The following is a 15,873-nucleotide window of genomic DNA, read 5'->3' as shown; positions in this document are numbered from 1 at the left end:
CGATGTGTAGGGCAGCCGGCTCTCTGGCCGCTCCACTAACCTATTTGCAGCAGGGTGTTTTCCATGACGGAACAAGTATCCACAAGCAGGTGCGATTCACCGCTACTTCAGGCATTCGTCGACAATCGACTGATACTGGTCAAGATTGCAGCACGCATTACCGGGTGCCGGTCGCGCGCTGAAGACGTGGTACAGGATGCGTTCTTCCGCCTGCAGTCGGCGCCGCAGATCACCTCCTCCTTCAAGGCACAACTCAGCTACCTGTTCCAGATCGTGCGTAACCTGGCGATCGATCACTATCGCAAGCAGGCATTGGAACAGAAGTATTCCGGCCCGGAAGAGGAAGGCCTGAATGTGGTGATCCAGGGCGCGTCGCCGGAAACCTCGCACATCAATTTCTCGACCCTGGAAAACATCGCTGACGCCCTGACGCAACTGCCCAGCCGCACCCGATATGCGTTCGAGATGTACCGCCTGCATGGCGTACCGCAAAAAGACATCGCCAAGGAACTGGGCGTGTCGCCCACCCTGGTGAACTTCATGATCCGCGATGCACTGGTGCATTGCCGCAAGGTGTCGGGAAGTCGCGCGGATACGTTTGCACGGCGTTGAGATCTCGCAATTGCGGTGCGCTCAATCACGAGCAGGCTCACTCCCACACGGGATCTCCCACCCTGGACCCATGCCAAGCGCATATCCCCTGTGGGAGCCGGCGTGCTCGCGAAGGATGAATCAAGATCAATGAAGACCTTGATCCCTGGAACTCAAGCCAGCACACACCGTTCGAAAAACCGCTCCCGCCCCAACACCATCAACGCCGCCCGCTTGTGCGGAAAGTCGAACTCCTTCTCGCAGTGAAATCGCTGCCCCTGCATGTACCCGATCATCTTCGCGTTGTCCGCGCGCGGCTCGGCGACTACTCGCTGGGTGCGCGGGTCATCGAGAAACAGGTAGTGCGTCAGCGCCGATAACCAACTCGCCACTTTGTGCGGGCCGCGGTGCTGCTCTTCACCTACCAGCATATGGATTCCACGGTCGTAATCGCCCGCCTCGTAGAACGGCGCGAGGCGATCCTCCTTGGCCCAGTAGGCCTCGAAGTAGGCAAACGGCTGGTCATCGAAACAGCCGATCAGCGTCAGCGTGTGCGGGTCGGCCAGCAACTTGGCCAGATACTCCCGGTGCTGATCGAGGCTGCCCTCCTCCTGCCAGAAACTCGCAACCCGTGCGCTGTTCTGCCAGCGATTGAAGCGCGCCAGGTCATGTTCGATTTCGACCGTGCGCAGGGATATCCATGCCCCCAACCGCGCATCGAACCGTCGGTACACCTCGCCCCGAGGTTTGAGCGGCCGCAAGGGGTGGCGTTTGCCGTCGCTGATCACTGGATGCTGTGGGTAGCTGTTTACACTGGCCTGGCTCAACCAGGGCCGGGGCAACTGCCAGAACAGCGCGCGCTCGCAACGGTATTGGCCACTGATTTCACCGGTGACCAGCAAGCCGCTGAGCAGTGCCTCGGTGGGCAGTTCATCGAGGTGCCAGGTCAAGTGCTGACAGGCCGAATCGCGGGCGAACAACCAATAACAGGCCAGGTACAAGACTTCGCTGTCCGGGTGTTCGAAACGTTGCTCGATGGCCACGTGCAGCGCAGGCTCGCGGTTCACTCGCAAGCTGAGCAACGGCTGCCCGTCGCAGCCGAGGCTCAAGCGGTCGGTGGTTTCATCCGCCACAAGGCACCGGCCATCGGGCAGAGCCAGGGCAGTCAGAGCGTTCAGATCAGGCATGGGTCAGGCTCACGTTAGTCGTCCACTGTTAAACGAGGTGACGTGAGCCGATCAGGGAAATTTAACCGAAGACAGAAAATACCCGACGTGCGATCCCCATCAGTCCCCAGGAACAGGGACCACGGCGATTTGGTACGGCGCAAAAATTTTCATCATCTGGCCGCTCTCCCGCAACTCTTTCAGCAACTTGCCAAAGGCTTCACCGCTGATGGGTGCTGCAGGACGAAGGATCGCGTAATGGTGATAGACCTGGTCCACCCGTTGTGACACCAGCAGCTGATCGGCGACTTTTGCGTTGCGCAGCAGGTAATCGCTCAGGTACGAACGCGTGACCAACGCGATGTCCGCCCGGCCGCGCAGCACCATGAGCAAATTGCTGTCATGGGAATAGGTCAGCGAGGCGTTGTAGCGTTGCGCAAGTTTTTTGGGGTCGGCGTCAAAGTTGGCGAACTCGTAGTGATACCCACTGAACAGTGCCAGACGTTTGCCGGCAAGTTCGGCAAAATAGTCTTGCTGGCGGTCCGGCCGCTGTTGCGCGACGAAAATCTCGGCATCTTCCAGGCCCATGTCGACCGTAACATGTGGAATGTCCTTCCAGCCCCAATCAGGATTCTCGAAGATCGCCATGTCCACCCGGCCTTGCTTGAAATCACCAAAGCGGCGGGGAATCGAAGTCGGCACCAGGACAAACTGGTAGTCATGCTGGGCAACATTCAATGCTTCGACCAGCTGTGGCAGCAAGCCAGTGTCGGCCCCCATTTCCGGACGCACAGTGTAGGGAGGGAAATGCGCCGCTCCGACTCGAACCAGCTGTGCCGCCTGAGAAGGCAGTACCCATAATGCGGGAAGCGCCGCCAGTAAAAACCGGAAGGCCGTCCGTGTTGGCGAGGACATCAAAACAACCTACTCCCGAAAATTACACTCTATGGGTTCAAGCCAGGCGGTTTCGCCCGATTAGCCAGTGGCTACTGGCAAATCACCACTATCGTGGCTCTTTCAATACCATGATCAGGGCTTCGTCCGCCAGTTGATCCAGGCTCAGGCTGCCGCCGGCACGAAACCAGGTGGTGGTCCAGGACAGCGCCCCCGTCAGGAAACGACGCGTGATAAACACATCGCCGCCAATCAACCCGGCGTCCCTGGCCTCTCCCAGCACCTGCAACCATAGCTCTTCGTAGATATCGCGCAGGGCCAGCACCTGCGCCTGGCCCTCCTCGGATAACGACCGCCATTCGTAGACCAGCACGGCCATGGCCTCGCCGCTGCCCCCCATGATCGATTGCAGTTCGCAACGAATCAGCGCCAGCACCCGCTCACGCACGCTTGCGGCGTCACCGAGGGCGGCACGCATGAGTGCCGTGTTGTAGCGGATGGTTTCCTCCATCACTGCGCGCAGGATGTCGTCCTTGCTTTTAAAGTGATGAAAAATACTGCCCGACTGTATACCCACGGCGCCGGCCAGGTCGCGCACGGTGGTGCGCTCGTAGCCTTTGTTGCGAAACAGGTGGGCGGCCACTTGCAGCAGTTTGCCGCGGGCGCTGTCCGGGTCGGTCAACTGGCCGCTGTCGACCAGTTCGCGCATGACGCCCAGGGCTTTTTGCTCGTCCACCCATTCTCTCCTACAGTCGATCAATCCAGATGCGCCGCTCGCCGCTGAAACTGCGGGCTTGCGCGGGCAATTTAAGCTGGCGCCGGCAACCAAGCAAGCGCTCGGGAAGAAGATATTTCAAGGCATTTACAAACCAAGCGCTTGCTTGGTAGTCTCGAATCGTAAATCAGCAGTCACGCAGCGGTAGTCTCCCAACACTGTCGACGGAGGTGAGCATGAAGCCAACTGTGCCGGAAACCATTCGCATCGGGTGCGCCAGCGCGTTCTGGGGCGACACTTCGACGGCCGCGGCGCAGCTGGTGGAAGGGGGACGCCTGGACTATCTGGTGTTCGACTACCTGGCAGAAATCACCCTGTCGATCATGGCCGGAGCGCGGATGAAAGATCCCCAGGCCGGTTATGCCAGCGATTTCGTCGAAGTCCTCAGTCCGCTGCTCACGCAACTCGCCGAGCAAGGCATTCGGGTGATCAGCAACGCCGGCGGGATCAATCCACAAGCCTGCGCTGCGGCCCTGCAAGCTGCTTGCGACAAGGCCGGGGCGGGGTTGAAAATTGCCGTGTTGCTGGGCGACGACCTGCAACCGCAGCTCAAGCAGCTCAGGACCCTCGGCATCCAGGAGATGTTCAGTGGCGCGCCGTTGCCGGCGATGTGCGTCTCCACCAACGCTTACCTCGGCGCACCTGGCATCGTCGAAGCCTTGCGCCTGGGGGCGGATATCATCATCACCGGGCGGGTGGTAGACAGTGCCGTGGTCAGCGCCGCCCTGGTGCATGAGTTCGGCTGGTCGTGGCAGGACTACGACAAACTCGCCCAGGCCGCCCTCGCCGGCCACATCATCGAATGCGGAGCCCAATGCACCGGGGGCAACTTCACCGACTGGCGTGAGGTGCCAGACTACGAACACATCGGTTTCCCCATCGTCGAAGTCAGCCGCGACAGCCAGTTTATCGTCAGCAAACCCGAAGGCTCCGGCGGCCTGGTGACGCCGCTGACCGTGGGCGAACAGATGCTCTATGAAATCGGTGACCCGCACGCCTACCTGCTGCCTGATGTGGTGTGTGATTTCACCCAGGTCAGGCTCGTGCAACAGGGTAAAAACCGGGTTCAGGTGCACGGCGCCAAGGGCCTGCCGCCCACTGACCAGTACAAGGTCAGCGCCACCTTCCTCGACGGTTTTCGCTGCACTGCCAGTTGTCTGATCGCCGGGATCGATGCGGTCGACAAGGCCCGGCGCGTCAGCGCCGCGATTATCAATAAAACCTCGGACATCTTCAGCCAGCGCGGCTGGTTGCCCTACAGCGAGGTCAATGTCGAACTGCTCGGCAGCGAAGCCACCTACGGTTCTCACGGTCAGCGCCAGGACACCCGCGAGGTGGTGATCAAGCTGGCCGTGCGGCATCCGGACAAACAGGCGTTGATCCTTTTCTCCCGGGAAATAGCCCAGGCCGCGACCGGCATGGCGCCAGGGTTGACCGGGATAGTCGGCGGGCGACCGACGGTGTACCCGCTGATCCGCCTGTTCTCATTCCTGGTTGATAAATCCGCGTGCACCCTGGGTATTCACTTCGACGGTCAACGTCATCCCTGTGCCCTGCCCGCCATCGCGATGCTCGACACCCAGGACTTGCCGGTGCCGCTCGATCCGCCCAAACCGGTCGGCCTGGCCGACGCCAGCGTCGAGCTGGTCAAGCTGGCGGTTGCGCGCTCCGGGGACAAGGGCAACCACAGCAATATCGGGGTCATGGCCCGGGAAGCAGAGTACCTGCCATGGATCGCCGAAGCCTTGACCCCGGAGGTGCTGGTCGACTGGATGAGCCATGTTCTCGACCCGGTATACGGGCGAGTCGAGCGCTGGTACCTGCCGGCCACCCACAGCCTGAACTTCCTGCTGGAGAACGCCCTCGGCGGCGGTGGCGTGGCCAGTCTGCGCATTGACCCGCAAGGCAAGGCGTTCGCCCAGCAACTGCTGGAAATCCAGATACCGGTGCCGCAAAGCATCGCCGACCAGGTCAACTAGAGGACTGTCACCGTGGCCTACGATTCGATTTTCAAAGCCGGCTTGTTTACCGGGCAAAACATCATCGTGACCGGTGGCGGCAGCGGCATCGGCCGTTGCACCGCCCATGAACTGGCGGCATTGGGTGCCCATGTAATGCTGGTGGGGCGCAACGCGGCCAAGCTGGAGAACGTCGCTGGCGAGATAACCGCAGATGGCGGCCAGGCCGACTGGGTCGTGTGCGATATCCGGGAGGAAGAAACGGTGCGGCATATTGTCAGCGAATTGATCCGCGAGCATGGCCCCATCCATGGCCTGGTCAACAATGCCGGTGGGCAGTTCCCCTCGGCGCTGGCCTCAATCAACCAGAAGGGTTTCGAGACCGTGATGCGCACCAACCTGGTGGGCGGTTTCCTGATGGCCAGGGAAGTGTTCAATCAATCCATGAGCAAGCACGGCGGCTCGATCGTCAACATGCTCGCCGACATGTGGGGCGGCATGCCGGGCATGGGCCATTCCGGCGCCTCGCGCTCGGGTATGGACAACCTGACAAAAACGGCGGCATTCGAGTGGGGGTACGCCGGTGTGCGGGTCAACGCGGTGGCGCCCGGCTGGATCGCCTCAAGTGGCATGGACACTTACGAGGGTGCGTTCAAGGCAGTGATTCCTACCCTGCGCGAGCATGTACCGCTCAAGCGCATCGGCACCGAATCGGAAGTCAGCGCGGCGATTGTTTTCCTGCTCAGCCCGGCGGCGACATTCATTAGCGGCAGCACCCTGCGCATCGATGGCGCGGCGAGTCTTGGCGGGCGGGCGTGGCCCATGCACAAGGCGCACAACAGCGAATCGTACAACGGCTTTCACCGAGCGTACCTGCCCGAAGTACTTCAGGACAAGGACTAAGCCATGCCGGTCATACAGTCCCAGGTCGACCCCTTCAGCCAACATTTCGCGCAGAACCATGCCGCAATGCTGACGGGTATCGAGCAGATGCGTCAGCTCGAACAGAATCTTCTGAACAAGGCTGCCGAGGCAAAATCCAGGTTCGACCAGCGCGGGCAATTGCTGCCCCGGGAACGTCTCAACCTGCTGCTGGATCCCGGCGCGCCTTTTCTCGAACTGGCGAGTCTGGCCGGTTACAAGCTGCACGATGACAAGGATGGCCATTCGGCAGGTGGCGGCCTGATCGCCGGCATCGGTTACGTGTCCGGTGTGCGCGTGCTGGTGGTGGCGAACAACAGCGCGATCAAAGGCGGGACCATTTCCCCAAGTGGTCTGAAAAAATCCCTGCGCCTGCAGCAGATCGCCATGGAGAACAAACTGCCGGTCATTACCCTGGCCGAAAGCGGTGGTGCCAACCTCAATTATGCGGCGGAAATTTTTGTCGAAGGCGCACGCAGCTTTGCCAATCAGGCCCGGATGTCGGCCATGGGCTTGCCGCAGATTACCGTGGTGCACGGCTCGGCCACAGCGGGCGGTGCTTATCAGCCCGGCCTCTCGGATTACGTGGTGGTGGTGCGCGGCAAGGCCAAGCTGTTTCTGGCCGGGCCGCCACTGCTCAAGGCTGCCACGGGCGAGATCGCCACCGATGAGGAGCTTGGCGGTGCCGAGATGCACGCACAAGTGGCAGGTACGGCGGAGTACCTGGCGGAAAACGATGCAGACGGCGTGCGCCAGGTGCGTGAGATTCTGCGCCTGCTGCCATGGAACACGCGCCTGGCCATGCCCCCTCGGCCATCGTTCGAAGAACCTCTATACCCCATCGACGAATTGCTCGGGCTGATTCCCGACGACGCGAAAAAACCCTACGACGCGCGGGAGATCATTGCGCGGATCGCCGACGGGTCGAATTTCCTCGAGTTCAAAGGCGAGTACGATCAGCAGACGGTCTGCGGGCATTTGCAGATCCAGGGTCGTGCCTGCGGCTTCATCGGCAACAACGGCCCGATCACGCCCAGGGGGGCGAGCAAGGCGGCGCAATTCATTCAGCTGTGTGACCAGAGCCAGACGCCGCTGCTGTTCTTTCACAACACCACCGGGTTCATGGTCGGCACCGAGTCGGAACAGCAAGGCGTGATCAAACACGGTGCGAAGATGATCCAGGCAGTCGCCAACGCCCGCGTGCCCAAATTGACCATCGTCGTCGGCGGATCCTACGGCGCCGGCAACTATGCCATGTGCGGTCGCGGCCTCGATCCGCGCTTCATCTTCGCCTGGCCCAACAGCCGCACGGCGGTCATGGGTGGCGCCCAGGCGGGCAAGGTACTGCGCATTGTCACCGAGGCCAAACAACTCAAGGATGGCCTGGTGCCCGATCCGAAAATGCTCGACATGCTGGAGCAGGTCACCGCGCAGAAACTCGACGGCCAGTCCACTGCCCTGTATGGCAGCGCCAACTTGTGGGACGACGGCCTGATCGACCCGCGCGACACCCGGACCTTGCTCGGCTACCTGCTGGACATCTGCCACGAGGCCGAAGTGCGGCCATTGCACGCCAACAGTTTTGGTGTAGCCCGCTTCTAAAGGGCGATCAGGAGAACAATAAAAATGATCTTCACCCAGGAACACGAAGCACTGCGCCGCACGGTCCGCCAATTCGTCGACAACGAGATCAACCCCCACGTCGACGAATGGGAAAAAGCCGGGCGTTTTCCCATTCACCAGCTCTTTCGCAAGGCCGGCGAACTGGGCTTGCTGGGGATTTCCAAGCCGGAGAAGTTTGGCGGCATGGGGCTGGACTACAGCTACTCGATCGTCGCGGCCGAGGAGTTCGGCACCATACACTGCGGCGGTATTCCGATGTCCATCGGCGTACAGACCGACATGTGCACGCCGGCGTTGGCGCGTTTTGGTAGCGACGAACTGCGGGAAGAATTTCTGCGCCCGGCGATCACTGGCGAGCAGGTCGGTTGCATCGGAGTGTCGGAGGTCGGAGCCGGTTCTGACGTCGCCGGGCTCAAAACCAGCGCACGCAAGGATGGCGACGATTACGTGATCAACGGCAGCAAAATGTGGATCACCAACTCACCGAGCGCCGATTTCATCTGTTTGCTGGCCAACACTTCGGACGACAAGCCGCACATCAACAAGTCGCTGATCATGGTGCCCATGAATACTGCGGGCATCAGCCTCAGCTCGCACCTGGACAAGCTCGGCATGCGCAGTTCGGAAACCGCCCAGGTTTTTTTTGACAATGTGCGTATACCGCAGCGCAACCGCATTGGCCACGAAGGGGCGGGCTTCATGATGCAGATGCTGCAGTTCCAGGAAGAACGCCTGTTCGGTGCGGCCAACATGCTCAAGGGCCTGGAGCACTGCGTCGACAGCACGATCGAGTACTGCAAGGAGCGCAAGACTTTTGGCAATGCCCTGATCGACAACCAGGTGATTCACTTTCGCCTGGCCGAACTGCAAACCGAAATCGAGTGCCTGCGGGCGCTGGTCTATCAGGCCACCGAGCAATACATCAAGGGCCAGGACGTCACCCGCCTGGCGTCGATGGCCAAGCTCAAGGCCGGGCGCCTGGGGCGTGAAGTCAGCGACAGCTGCCTGCAATACTGGGGCGGCATGGGCTTCATGTGGGACAACCCCGTGGCACGGGCCTATCGGGATGTGCGCCTGGTGTCGATCGGCGGGGGCGCCGACGAAATCATGTTGGGGATCATCTGCAAACTCATGGGCATCCTGCCAGGGAAGAAGAAATGAACCGCTTGCCGGTATGCCAGACGTTGCTCCTCGAATTGCATAACGGCGTGCTGCACGTCACGCTCAATCGCCCGGAAAGTCGCAACGCCATGAGCTTGCAAATGGTTGCCGAACTGCGGGGCTTGTTGGCGAGCGTGCGCGAGGACCAGGCCATTCGGGCATTGGTGATCGGCGGCGCCGGGGGGCATTTTTGCGCCGGCGGCGACATCAAGGATATGGCCAACGCCCGAACTCAAGGCCCGGAGGGGTTTCGCGAGCTGAATCGGGCGTTTGGTGCGCTGCTGCAGGAAGTGCAGCACGCGCCGCAAGTGGTGATCACGGTGCTGCAGGGCGCAGTACTGGGCGGTGGCCTGGGGCTGGCGTGCGTGAGCGATGTCGCGCTGGCGGATCACCAGGCGCAGTTCGGTTTGCCGGAAACCAGCCTCGGAGTACTGCCAGCGCAGATCGCCCCGTTCGTGGTCCAGCGCATTGGCTTGACGCAAGCACGGCGCCTGGCACTGACGGCCGCGCGATTTGATGGCACCCAGGCGCGACAGATCGGCCTGGTGCACTTCGTCGAGCATGACGCCCAGGCCCTGGCCGAGCGGCTCGATGAAGTGCTGGCCCATGTGCTGCGTTGCGCGCCGGGAGCGAATGCACTGACCAAGCGTCTGTTGCTGGCCAGTGCCGGACAGCCGACCGATGCCTTGCTGGATGAAGCGGCGCAATGGTTCAGCGACGCAGTGACCGGGCCTGAGGGAGTCGAGGGGACTATGGCTTTCGTGCAAAAACGTAAACCAGGGTGGGCTCTGTGAAAGCATCGCAGGCAAACCAGCCCCCACAGGGTTCGTCAACGCCACAGATCCCCTATGGGAGCGGGCTTGCTCGCGTAGAGGCCCGTAAATCCACCGTGTAACCAGAGCGAAGACTCCATGCCCTCCTTCAACAAGATCCTGGTCGCCAACCGCGGTGAAATCGCCTGTCGCATCCAGCGCACCGCCCAAGCCCTCGGCTATCGTACCGTCGCCGTCTTCAGTGACGCCGACGCCGACGCACTGCACGTGCGCATGGCCGATGAGGCCGTGAACATCGGCCCGGCCCCGGCGCAACAGTCTTACCTGAGCATTGCGGCGATCATCGACGCCGCGCGCCGCACCGGTGCCGACGCCATTCACCCAGGCTATGGTTTCCTCTCGGAAAACCCCAAATTTGCCCTCGCCTGCCGGGAGGCCGGACTGACCTTTATTGGCCCGAGCCCCGAAGCCATCGAACTGATGGGCAGCAAGCGGCTGTCGAAAATCGCCATGCTTGCCGCAGGAGTGCCCTGTATCGATGGCTATCAGGGCGCTGAACAGGACGACGCGAGCCTTGGTCGTGAAGCCGCGCGCCTGGGTTATCCACTGATGATCAAGGCCAGTGCCGGAGGCGGCGGTCGCGGCATGCGCCTGGTACAGGATGCCAGTGACCTGCTGGCGCAGATTCACACCGCACGTTCCGAAGCGTTGAACGGTTTTGGCAGCGATGAACTGATCCTGGAACAGGCGCTGATCGATCCTCGGCATGTCGAGGTGCAACTGTTTGGCGACCAGCACGGCAACCTGATTTATCTCGGGGAGCGCGACTGTTCGATTCAACGCCGCCATCAGAAAGTCATCGAGGAAGCGCCCTGCCCGGTGATGACCGAAGCCTTGCGCCAGGCCATGGGAGAAGCGGCGCTCAAGGCCGGCCGCGCGGTGAATTACGTCGGCGCCGGGACGGTGGAGTTCCTGCTGGACCGGCAAGGGCGGTTTTACTTCCTGGAAATGAACACCCGTCTGCAAGTCGAACACCCGGTGACCGAAATGATCACCGGCCTCGATTTGGTGGCGTGGCAGTTGCTGGTCGCGCAAGGACTGCCGCTGCCGTTGCGCCAGGACCAAGTGCAGCTCACCGGTCATGCCATGGAAGTGCGCTTGTACGCCGAAGACCCAACCCAGGGCTTTTTACCGCAAACCGGACGTGTCGGGGTATGGGAGCCCGTCTTGCAAAGCACTGTGCGGATCGACCACGGCTTGATTGCGGGCCAGAATATCAGCCCGTTCTACGACCCGATGCTCGGCAAAATCATCGCCCACGGCGCCACACGCGAGGAAGCCCGGCGCAAGCTGGTGCGCGCCGTGCAGGACAGCGTGCTGCTGGGCGTGCAGACCAATCAGGCGCTACTGGCGCGCTTGTTGGAACATCCACAGTTCGTCAGCGGTGAATTCAACACCGGGTTCATCGCTACCCATTTCGCCGATCACGACTGTCTGCGCCCGCGGGTGCCGAGCGCTGCGCAACTGGCGATCGCGGCCGCACTGGTCCATCACCATTCGGCCCGGGTGCATGCCGGGCCGCTGGCCGGCTGGCGCAGCAATGCCAGCGTACCCCTGCTCTATCGCCTGGGCCTGGCGGAACAGGACTGGGCCGTGGAGTTGAATGGGCTTGCAGGACAACCCTACCGGGTACACATCGCCGGCCAGGCCCTGACCCTGAACGTGATCGAATGCGACGGCTGTTGGGCCATCCTGGACATCGACGGCATTCGCCAGCGCCATGCCTACCGTCTCGAAGCCGACCGCCTGTGGCTGTTCACCCGTCCCGGCAGCCTGTGCCTGGAAGACCGCACGCAAGCACCGGTCAGCGCGCAGGCCAGTATCAGCTCCGGCACCCTCAAGGCACCGATGGATGGCGCCATCGTCGATGTACTGGTCAGCGAGGGCAGCCCCGTGCACAAAGGCCAGCTGCTGGTGGTGCTGGAGGCCATGAAAATGGAGCATCCGCTGAAGTCCGGCATCGACGGCGTGCTCAAGCGCCTGCAGGTCAGTGTCGGCGACCAGGTGAAAAATCGGCAGATTTTGCTCGAGGTCGAATAAGCCGCTAGGCGGAACCGCAGGGTTTGGCTACGCTCAAAGCCTATCAGGACGCGGATACCAGGAAACCTGCGATGCCCCATTGGCTGGTCATTGATCTTGAAGCCACCACCGATGAGGGTGGTTGGCCAGTAACGGAAATGGAAATCATCGAAATCGGTGCCACCCTGGTGGATCGCCAAGGTCGCGAGCTCGATCATTTCCAGCGTTTCGTCCGGCCGCTACGCCGTCCCTTGCTGACGCCGTTCTGCCGCGAACTGACGCACATCACCCAGGCCAACATCGACGCCGCGCAGCCCCTGGACGAAGTCTGGGCTGCCTTCGAGCGCTGGCTCGGCAAGCATGAATCACGCCTGGAGGGCTGGGCCAGCTGGGGCGACTACGATCGCCAGCAGCTGGTACAGGAGTGGCAACGCCTGCAACTCGACAGCCTGCTCGGTCGGGTGCCCCACATGAACCTCAAGCAGCGCTTCGCCAAGGTGCGCAGGCTGGAGCGCCCGCTGGGCCTCAACGGCGCCCTGCAACTGGCGGGCATGCAGTTCACCGGCCAACAACATCGGGCCCTCGAGGACGCACGCAATACAGCGCGCCTGTTGCCGCTGATTCTCCCCGCCTAGAGTGGTGACGGCGCCCAGGGGCTTGTGCATACTGGCCGGCCCTTTTAAGCCCTTTTTGAGGAATCGCCCATGTTTAAAGTCAACGAGTACTTTGACGGCACCGTCAAGTCCATCGCCTTCGGCACCGCAGAAGGTCCGGCGACTATCGGCGTCATGGCACCGGGCGAGTATGAATTCGGCACCAGCCAGCGTGAAATCATGCATGTCGTGAGCGGCGCACTGACCGTCAAGCTGCCAGACAGCACCGACTGGGAAACCTTCGCAGCAGGCAGCCAGTTCAATGTGCCAGCTAACAGCAAGTTCCAGCTGAAAGTGGCTGTCGATACCGCTTACCTGTGCGAATACCGCGGCTAAAACCGCGGGTTTTCATAGCGAAAAAAATGCCCGGGCTGACCCGGGCATTTTCATTTCCAGCGCCGTTATTCGAGCACCAACACTGGCATGCCGACTTCCAGCCGGCCATTGCCGTCGTTCACCAGGTTCTGGCCGAACATCGCGCCGTCAGCCTGGGCCCGGTATTTCTGCAAGGTGGCCAAGGGTTCACGGTCTTCGCTGCGTTGACCGGTCTGTGGATCGATCGTAGTCAGGATGCAGCGCGAACAGGGCTTGACCACCCGGAACTCGACATCACCGATGCGAATGCGCTTCCAGCCGTCTTCGGCAAATGCGTCACTGCCTTCGATGACCAGGTTGGGTCGAAAGCGCTGCATTTCCAGCGGGCGCCCGACCCGTTGCGACAGGTCTTGCAGGGACGCCTGGCCGATCAGCAACAGCGGAAAGCCGTCGGCGAAAGCCACTTGATCATCGTCCTTGCCATAGCCGGACTGGGTCGTACGGGCACGATCGAGAGGGATTTGTACCAGTCGAGTAGGTTTGCCTATGAACTCGCTGACCCAGGCACCCGCCTCGTCTCCGGCATCGGGTACGCGCAGGCTGTCGCGAAAGATGGTCACTCCGCGCAGTTCGGCATCGCCGCCAGGCAGGGGTATATCAATGGTCGAATGCCCCGGAGCGCTAAGCGTCAGGCCGCCCTGGGCATTCCACAAGGCGGACAACTGGCTCATCGTTGCCACCGCACGCTGGGTGAGGAAGCGGCCGGTGGCTTCGTCCACCAGCATCCAGCGTCGATCACCGTCCACGCCCAGTTTGTCCAGGCTGACCTGTTGCAGGGCCTCGCCTTTGCCGGATTTCAGGGGGTAACGGTAGAGTGCGCTCAGATGCAGCATGGCCAGGTTCCTGAGGGGAAAACGTCACCCTATACGAGCTTGGGGCCTGAATCAAAGAACACGTGTCTGGCGTCGATCAAACCGGTACTTCATCCAGCAACAATCGCTGGCGCACCACATCAACCAGTTTGTCCGGCTGGAATTTGGACAGGAAATTGTCACAACCCACCTTCTTCACCATCGACTCGTTGAAACTGCCGGACAACGACGTATGCAGCACCACATAAAGCCCGCGCAAGCGCGGATCGTTGCGAATTTCGGTGGTCAGGCGGTAGCCGTCCATTTCCGGCATCTCGGCGTCGGTGAATACCATCAGCAGCTTGTCGGTCATGTTGTCCCCTGTGTCGGCCCAGGCCTTGAGCATCCTCAAGGCCTTGAGACCATCGCTGGCGATATGCATCTTTACGCCCAACTGGCCCAGGGTGTCGCGCAATTGCGCCAAGGCCACGTTTGAGTCATCCACCAGCAACACTTCACGGCCCCTTGCGCGCTCAAGCACCGGATCCTCGAGTTTCTCGCGAGACACTTTGGCGTTGTACGGGACGATTTCCGCCAGGACTTTCTCGACATCGATGATTTCCACCAACTGGTCATCAACCTTGCTGATCGCAGTCAGGTAGTGCTGGCGGCCGGCGCTGGTCGGTGGAGGCAGGATGGCTTCCCAGTTCATGTTCACGATCCGATCTACGCCACTGACCAGGAATGCCTGCACCGAGCGGTTGTATTCGGTGACGATGATCGTGCTGGTCGGCCCCGGGACCAATGGCCGCATGCCGATGGCCTGGGACAAGTCGATCACTGGCAGGGTCTGACCCCGCAAATTGACCACGCCGCAGACGAATGGATGGCGCTGGGGCATCAGGGTCAGCTTTGGCAACTGCAACACTTCCTGGACCTTGAACACGTTGATCGCAAACAGTTGCCGGCCCGCCAGGCGGAACATGAGGATTTCGAGGCGATTCTCACCCACCAGTTGCGTGCGTTTATCTACCGTGTCGAGAATGCCGGCCATTATGACTCCTGGGCTTGTACGGGTGAATTCATTAAGAAGGTTTATCGGCTGCGCACGGCAGACCTTGACCCCCTGGTGAAGATGCCATGCCGAGGCATTGATGTCACATTAGCATCATGCTTTACTGGCAGCGATCTCCAGCCCTGCACCACCGCGCGAGACAGTCTTTTGCTCGCCAGGTTCCCTCGCCTAAGGGTTCCCCCTACACGCAATCAGGCCCGACCTGATATTCGTCCTTTCCGATAGCCATTAATGTGATGCCATTCTCATTGTATGAACGGAGTCGGCTTTTGTGTGCGATCGAAGGCAAGTGGTCCTGTGCCCGACCGAATACGCGGGCGCCGTCCGCAACAACAGGAGCGCAGCCGCTCACATCGCCACACACGACAATTGCTCATTTGACATGATGGTGTGGAGTCAGCATGCGAATCGACCATAAAGGGTGGCCTCAGCGGTTCACCGAGTTTCAAGTCGAGGCGGAACTGCTTTTGGCCAAAACGGAGGAATGCCTGAGTCACTTGCAACTGATCAGCGACGACAACGATGCGATCGACTGCATACTCAGCACCCTGCTCAAGCTCGCAAGCAAGGCTGAATCACTGGCCCTTGCCGCGGTGTCAGGCTTTTCGCTGCACATTCACAGCGTGCTTAACCATGCCCACCATCACCTGCCACTACACGACGAAGCGCTTGGCGCGCTGAAAGACTGCCTGACGTTAATGGCCTGGCAACTTGAGCTGATCGATCAGAAAACCGGTGAGCTCTGCCTGGACGACAGCGAGCAGACCGAACTGATTGAAGCCTTTGCGTTTCAGGTCGGCCACCGGCCGTTCCAGCCACCCGTGACCGCCAAACCTTTTACTGTCGTGGGCTTCGCGGCGGTTCATGCCTGATCCGTGGCGAACATGTTTGAAGGAAGAACCGTATAGACGTAGGGGCTGACGCTTCAGCCCTCTGGAGCTGGCGCGACCAACGGTATCTTCGGTGTTATCATGCCGACCAATAATTGACGTCAATTAATGGCGCATTGATTCCACACCCGGATACGCCACTGCATTT

At 61.0% G+C, this 15,873-nt stretch carries 15 protein-coding genes; 10 read left to right on the top strand and 5 right to left on the bottom strand.

The annotated features are described in order from the left end of the window. Positions 1 to 63 precede the first annotated feature (63 nt). Positions 64 to 612, top strand: a complete 549-nt coding sequence (locus HYI44_RS24575; RefSeq protein WP_122841331.1) for an RNA polymerase factor sigma-70 — start codon at positions 64 to 66, stop codon at positions 610 to 612. A 152-nt stretch (positions 613 to 764) separates the two neighbouring features. Here the strand turns inward: HYI44_RS24575 and HYI44_RS24570 are convergent, their stop codons facing one another. The 3 genes from HYI44_RS24570 to HYI44_RS24560 form a co-directional block, all read right to left on the bottom strand. Beyond that, positions 765 to 1,778 carry a GNAT family N-acetyltransferase gene (locus tag HYI44_RS24570; RefSeq protein WP_122841332.1) on the bottom strand — a complete coding sequence of 338 codons (1,014 nt, stop codon included), beginning with the start codon at positions 1,776 to 1,778 and terminating at the stop codon, positions 765 to 767. A 99-nt stretch (positions 1,779 to 1,877) separates the two neighbouring features. Then, entirely contained in the window at positions 1,878 to 2,672 is a 795-nt protein-coding gene (locus tag HYI44_RS24565; protein ID WP_201148435.1) for a substrate-binding periplasmic protein, read from the bottom strand. A gap of 88 nt (positions 2,673 to 2,760) precedes the next feature. Beyond that, a complete protein-coding gene (locus tag HYI44_RS24560) occupies positions 2,761 to 3,387 on the bottom strand; it encodes a TetR/AcrR family transcriptional regulator (protein WP_122841334.1) in 627 nt (208 codons plus the stop codon). Positions 3,388 to 3,614: 227 nt separating this feature from the next. Here HYI44_RS24560 and HYI44_RS24555 point away from each other — a divergent pair, with 227 nt between their 5' ends. The 8 genes from HYI44_RS24555 (at position 3,615) to HYI44_RS24520 (ending at position 12,930) form a co-directional block, all read left to right on the top strand. Next, positions 3,615 to 5,405 (top strand): acyclic terpene utilization AtuA family protein, encoded by a 1,791-nt coding sequence (locus tag HYI44_RS24555; RefSeq protein WP_163019542.1) that lies wholly within the window; start codon positions 3,615 to 3,617, stop codon positions 5,403 to 5,405. A 12-nt stretch (positions 5,406 to 5,417) separates the two neighbouring features. Next, positions 5,418 to 6,287, top strand: a complete 870-nt coding sequence (locus HYI44_RS24550; RefSeq protein WP_122841336.1) for an SDR family oxidoreductase — start codon at positions 5,418 to 5,420, stop codon at positions 6,285 to 6,287. Positions 6,288 to 6,290: 3 nt separating this feature from the next. Then, positions 6,291 to 7,907 (top strand): acyl-CoA carboxylase subunit beta, encoded by a 1,617-nt coding sequence (atuC, locus tag HYI44_RS24545; protein ID WP_225570733.1) that lies wholly within the window; start codon positions 6,291 to 6,293, stop codon positions 7,905 to 7,907. A gap of 24 nt (positions 7,908 to 7,931) precedes the next feature. Further along, complete coding sequence (gene atuD, locus HYI44_RS24540) at positions 7,932 to 9,089, top strand: citronellyl-CoA dehydrogenase (RefSeq protein ID WP_122841338.1); 1,158 nt, start codon at positions 7,932 to 7,934, stop codon at positions 9,087 to 9,089. Then, entirely contained in the window at positions 9,086 to 9,883 is a 798-nt protein-coding gene (locus HYI44_RS24535) for an enoyl-CoA hydratase/isomerase family protein (RefSeq protein WP_045058113.1), read from the top strand. Before atuD ends, HYI44_RS24535 begins: the two co-directional genes overlap by 4 nt. 117 nt (positions 9,884 to 10,000) lie before the next feature. Next, positions 10,001 to 11,962: an acetyl/propionyl/methylcrotonyl-CoA carboxylase subunit alpha gene (locus tag HYI44_RS24530; RefSeq protein ID WP_225570732.1), complete on the top strand. Its 1,962-nt coding sequence runs from the start codon at positions 10,001 to 10,003 to the stop codon at positions 11,960 to 11,962. A 71-nt stretch (positions 11,963 to 12,033) separates the two neighbouring features. Continuing rightward, the gene (locus tag HYI44_RS24525; RefSeq protein WP_122841341.1) at positions 12,034 to 12,576 is read left to right on the top strand and encodes an exonuclease domain-containing protein; all 543 of its coding nucleotides are present in this window, start codon (positions 12,034 to 12,036) and stop codon (positions 12,574 to 12,576) included. A gap of 69 nt (positions 12,577 to 12,645) precedes the next feature. Next, the gene (locus HYI44_RS24520) at positions 12,646 to 12,930 is read left to right on the top strand and encodes a pyrimidine/purine nucleoside phosphorylase (protein WP_045058110.1); all 285 of its coding nucleotides are present in this window, start codon (positions 12,646 to 12,648) and stop codon (positions 12,928 to 12,930) included. Positions 12,931 to 12,995: 65 nt separating this feature from the next. Here the strand turns inward: HYI44_RS24520 and HYI44_RS24515 are convergent, their stop codons facing one another. Together HYI44_RS24515 and HYI44_RS24510 are read right to left on the bottom strand one after the other, a co-directional pair. After that, positions 12,996 to 13,802, bottom strand: coding sequence for an MOSC domain-containing protein (locus tag HYI44_RS24515; RefSeq protein ID WP_225570731.1), 807 nt, complete (start codon positions 13,800 to 13,802; stop codon positions 12,996 to 12,998). A 76-nt stretch (positions 13,803 to 13,878) separates the two neighbouring features. Next, complete coding sequence (locus tag HYI44_RS24510) at positions 13,879 to 14,814, bottom strand: chemotaxis protein CheV (protein WP_225570730.1); 936 nt, start codon at positions 14,812 to 14,814, stop codon at positions 13,879 to 13,881. A 422-nt stretch (positions 14,815 to 15,236) separates the two neighbouring features. Here HYI44_RS24510 and HYI44_RS24505 point away from each other — a divergent pair, with 422 nt between their 5' ends. Continuing rightward, positions 15,237 to 15,707 carry a hypothetical protein gene (locus HYI44_RS24505; RefSeq protein WP_122841344.1) on the top strand — a complete coding sequence of 157 codons (471 nt, stop codon included), beginning with the start codon at positions 15,237 to 15,239 and terminating at the stop codon, positions 15,705 to 15,707. Positions 15,708 to 15,873: the final 166 nt, after the last annotated feature.

Source organism: Pseudomonas sp. Y24-6, assembly GCF_020295325.1.
GTDB classification, from domain to species: Bacteria; Pseudomonadota; Gammaproteobacteria; order Pseudomonadales; family Pseudomonadaceae; genus Aquipseudomonas; species Aquipseudomonas gregormendelii.
This window is presented reverse-complemented; position numbering and strand designations above follow the sequence as displayed.

Coding starts and splice junctions, on each gene's coding strand:
- HYI44_RS24575 (WP_122841331.1), top strand. CDS start 64: ATGACGGAACAAGTATCCACAAGCAGGTGCGATTCACCGCTACTTCAG.
- HYI44_RS24570 (WP_122841332.1), bottom strand. CDS start 1,778: ATGCCTGATCTGAACGCTCTGACTGCCCTGGCTCTGCCCGATGGCCGG.
- HYI44_RS24565 (WP_201148435.1), bottom strand. CDS start 2,672: ATGTCCTCGCCAACACGGACGGCCTTCCGGTTTTTACTGGCGGCGCTT.
- atuC (WP_225570733.1), top strand. CDS start 6,291: ATGCCGGTCATACAGTCCCAGGTCGACCCCTTCAGCCAACATTTCGCG.
- atuD (WP_122841338.1), top strand. CDS start 7,932: ATGATCTTCACCCAGGAACACGAAGCACTGCGCCGCACGGTCCGCCAA.
- HYI44_RS24535 (WP_045058113.1), top strand. CDS start 9,086: ATGAACCGCTTGCCGGTATGCCAGACGTTGCTCCTCGAATTGCATAAC.
- HYI44_RS24530 (WP_225570732.1), top strand. CDS start 10,001: ATGCCCTCCTTCAACAAGATCCTGGTCGCCAACCGCGGTGAAATCGCC.
- HYI44_RS24525 (WP_122841341.1), top strand. CDS start 12,034: ATGCCCCATTGGCTGGTCATTGATCTTGAAGCCACCACCGATGAGGGT.
- HYI44_RS24520 (WP_045058110.1), top strand. CDS start 12,646: ATGTTTAAAGTCAACGAGTACTTTGACGGCACCGTCAAGTCCATCGCC.
- HYI44_RS24515 (WP_225570731.1), bottom strand. CDS start 13,802: ATGCTGCATCTGAGCGCACTCTACCGTTACCCCCTGAAATCCGGCAAA.
- HYI44_RS24510 (WP_225570730.1), bottom strand. CDS start 14,814: ATGGCCGGCATTCTCGACACGGTAGATAAACGCACGCAACTGGTGGGT.
- HYI44_RS24505 (WP_122841344.1), top strand. CDS start 15,237: ATGCGAATCGACCATAAAGGGTGGCCTCAGCGGTTCACCGAGTTTCAA.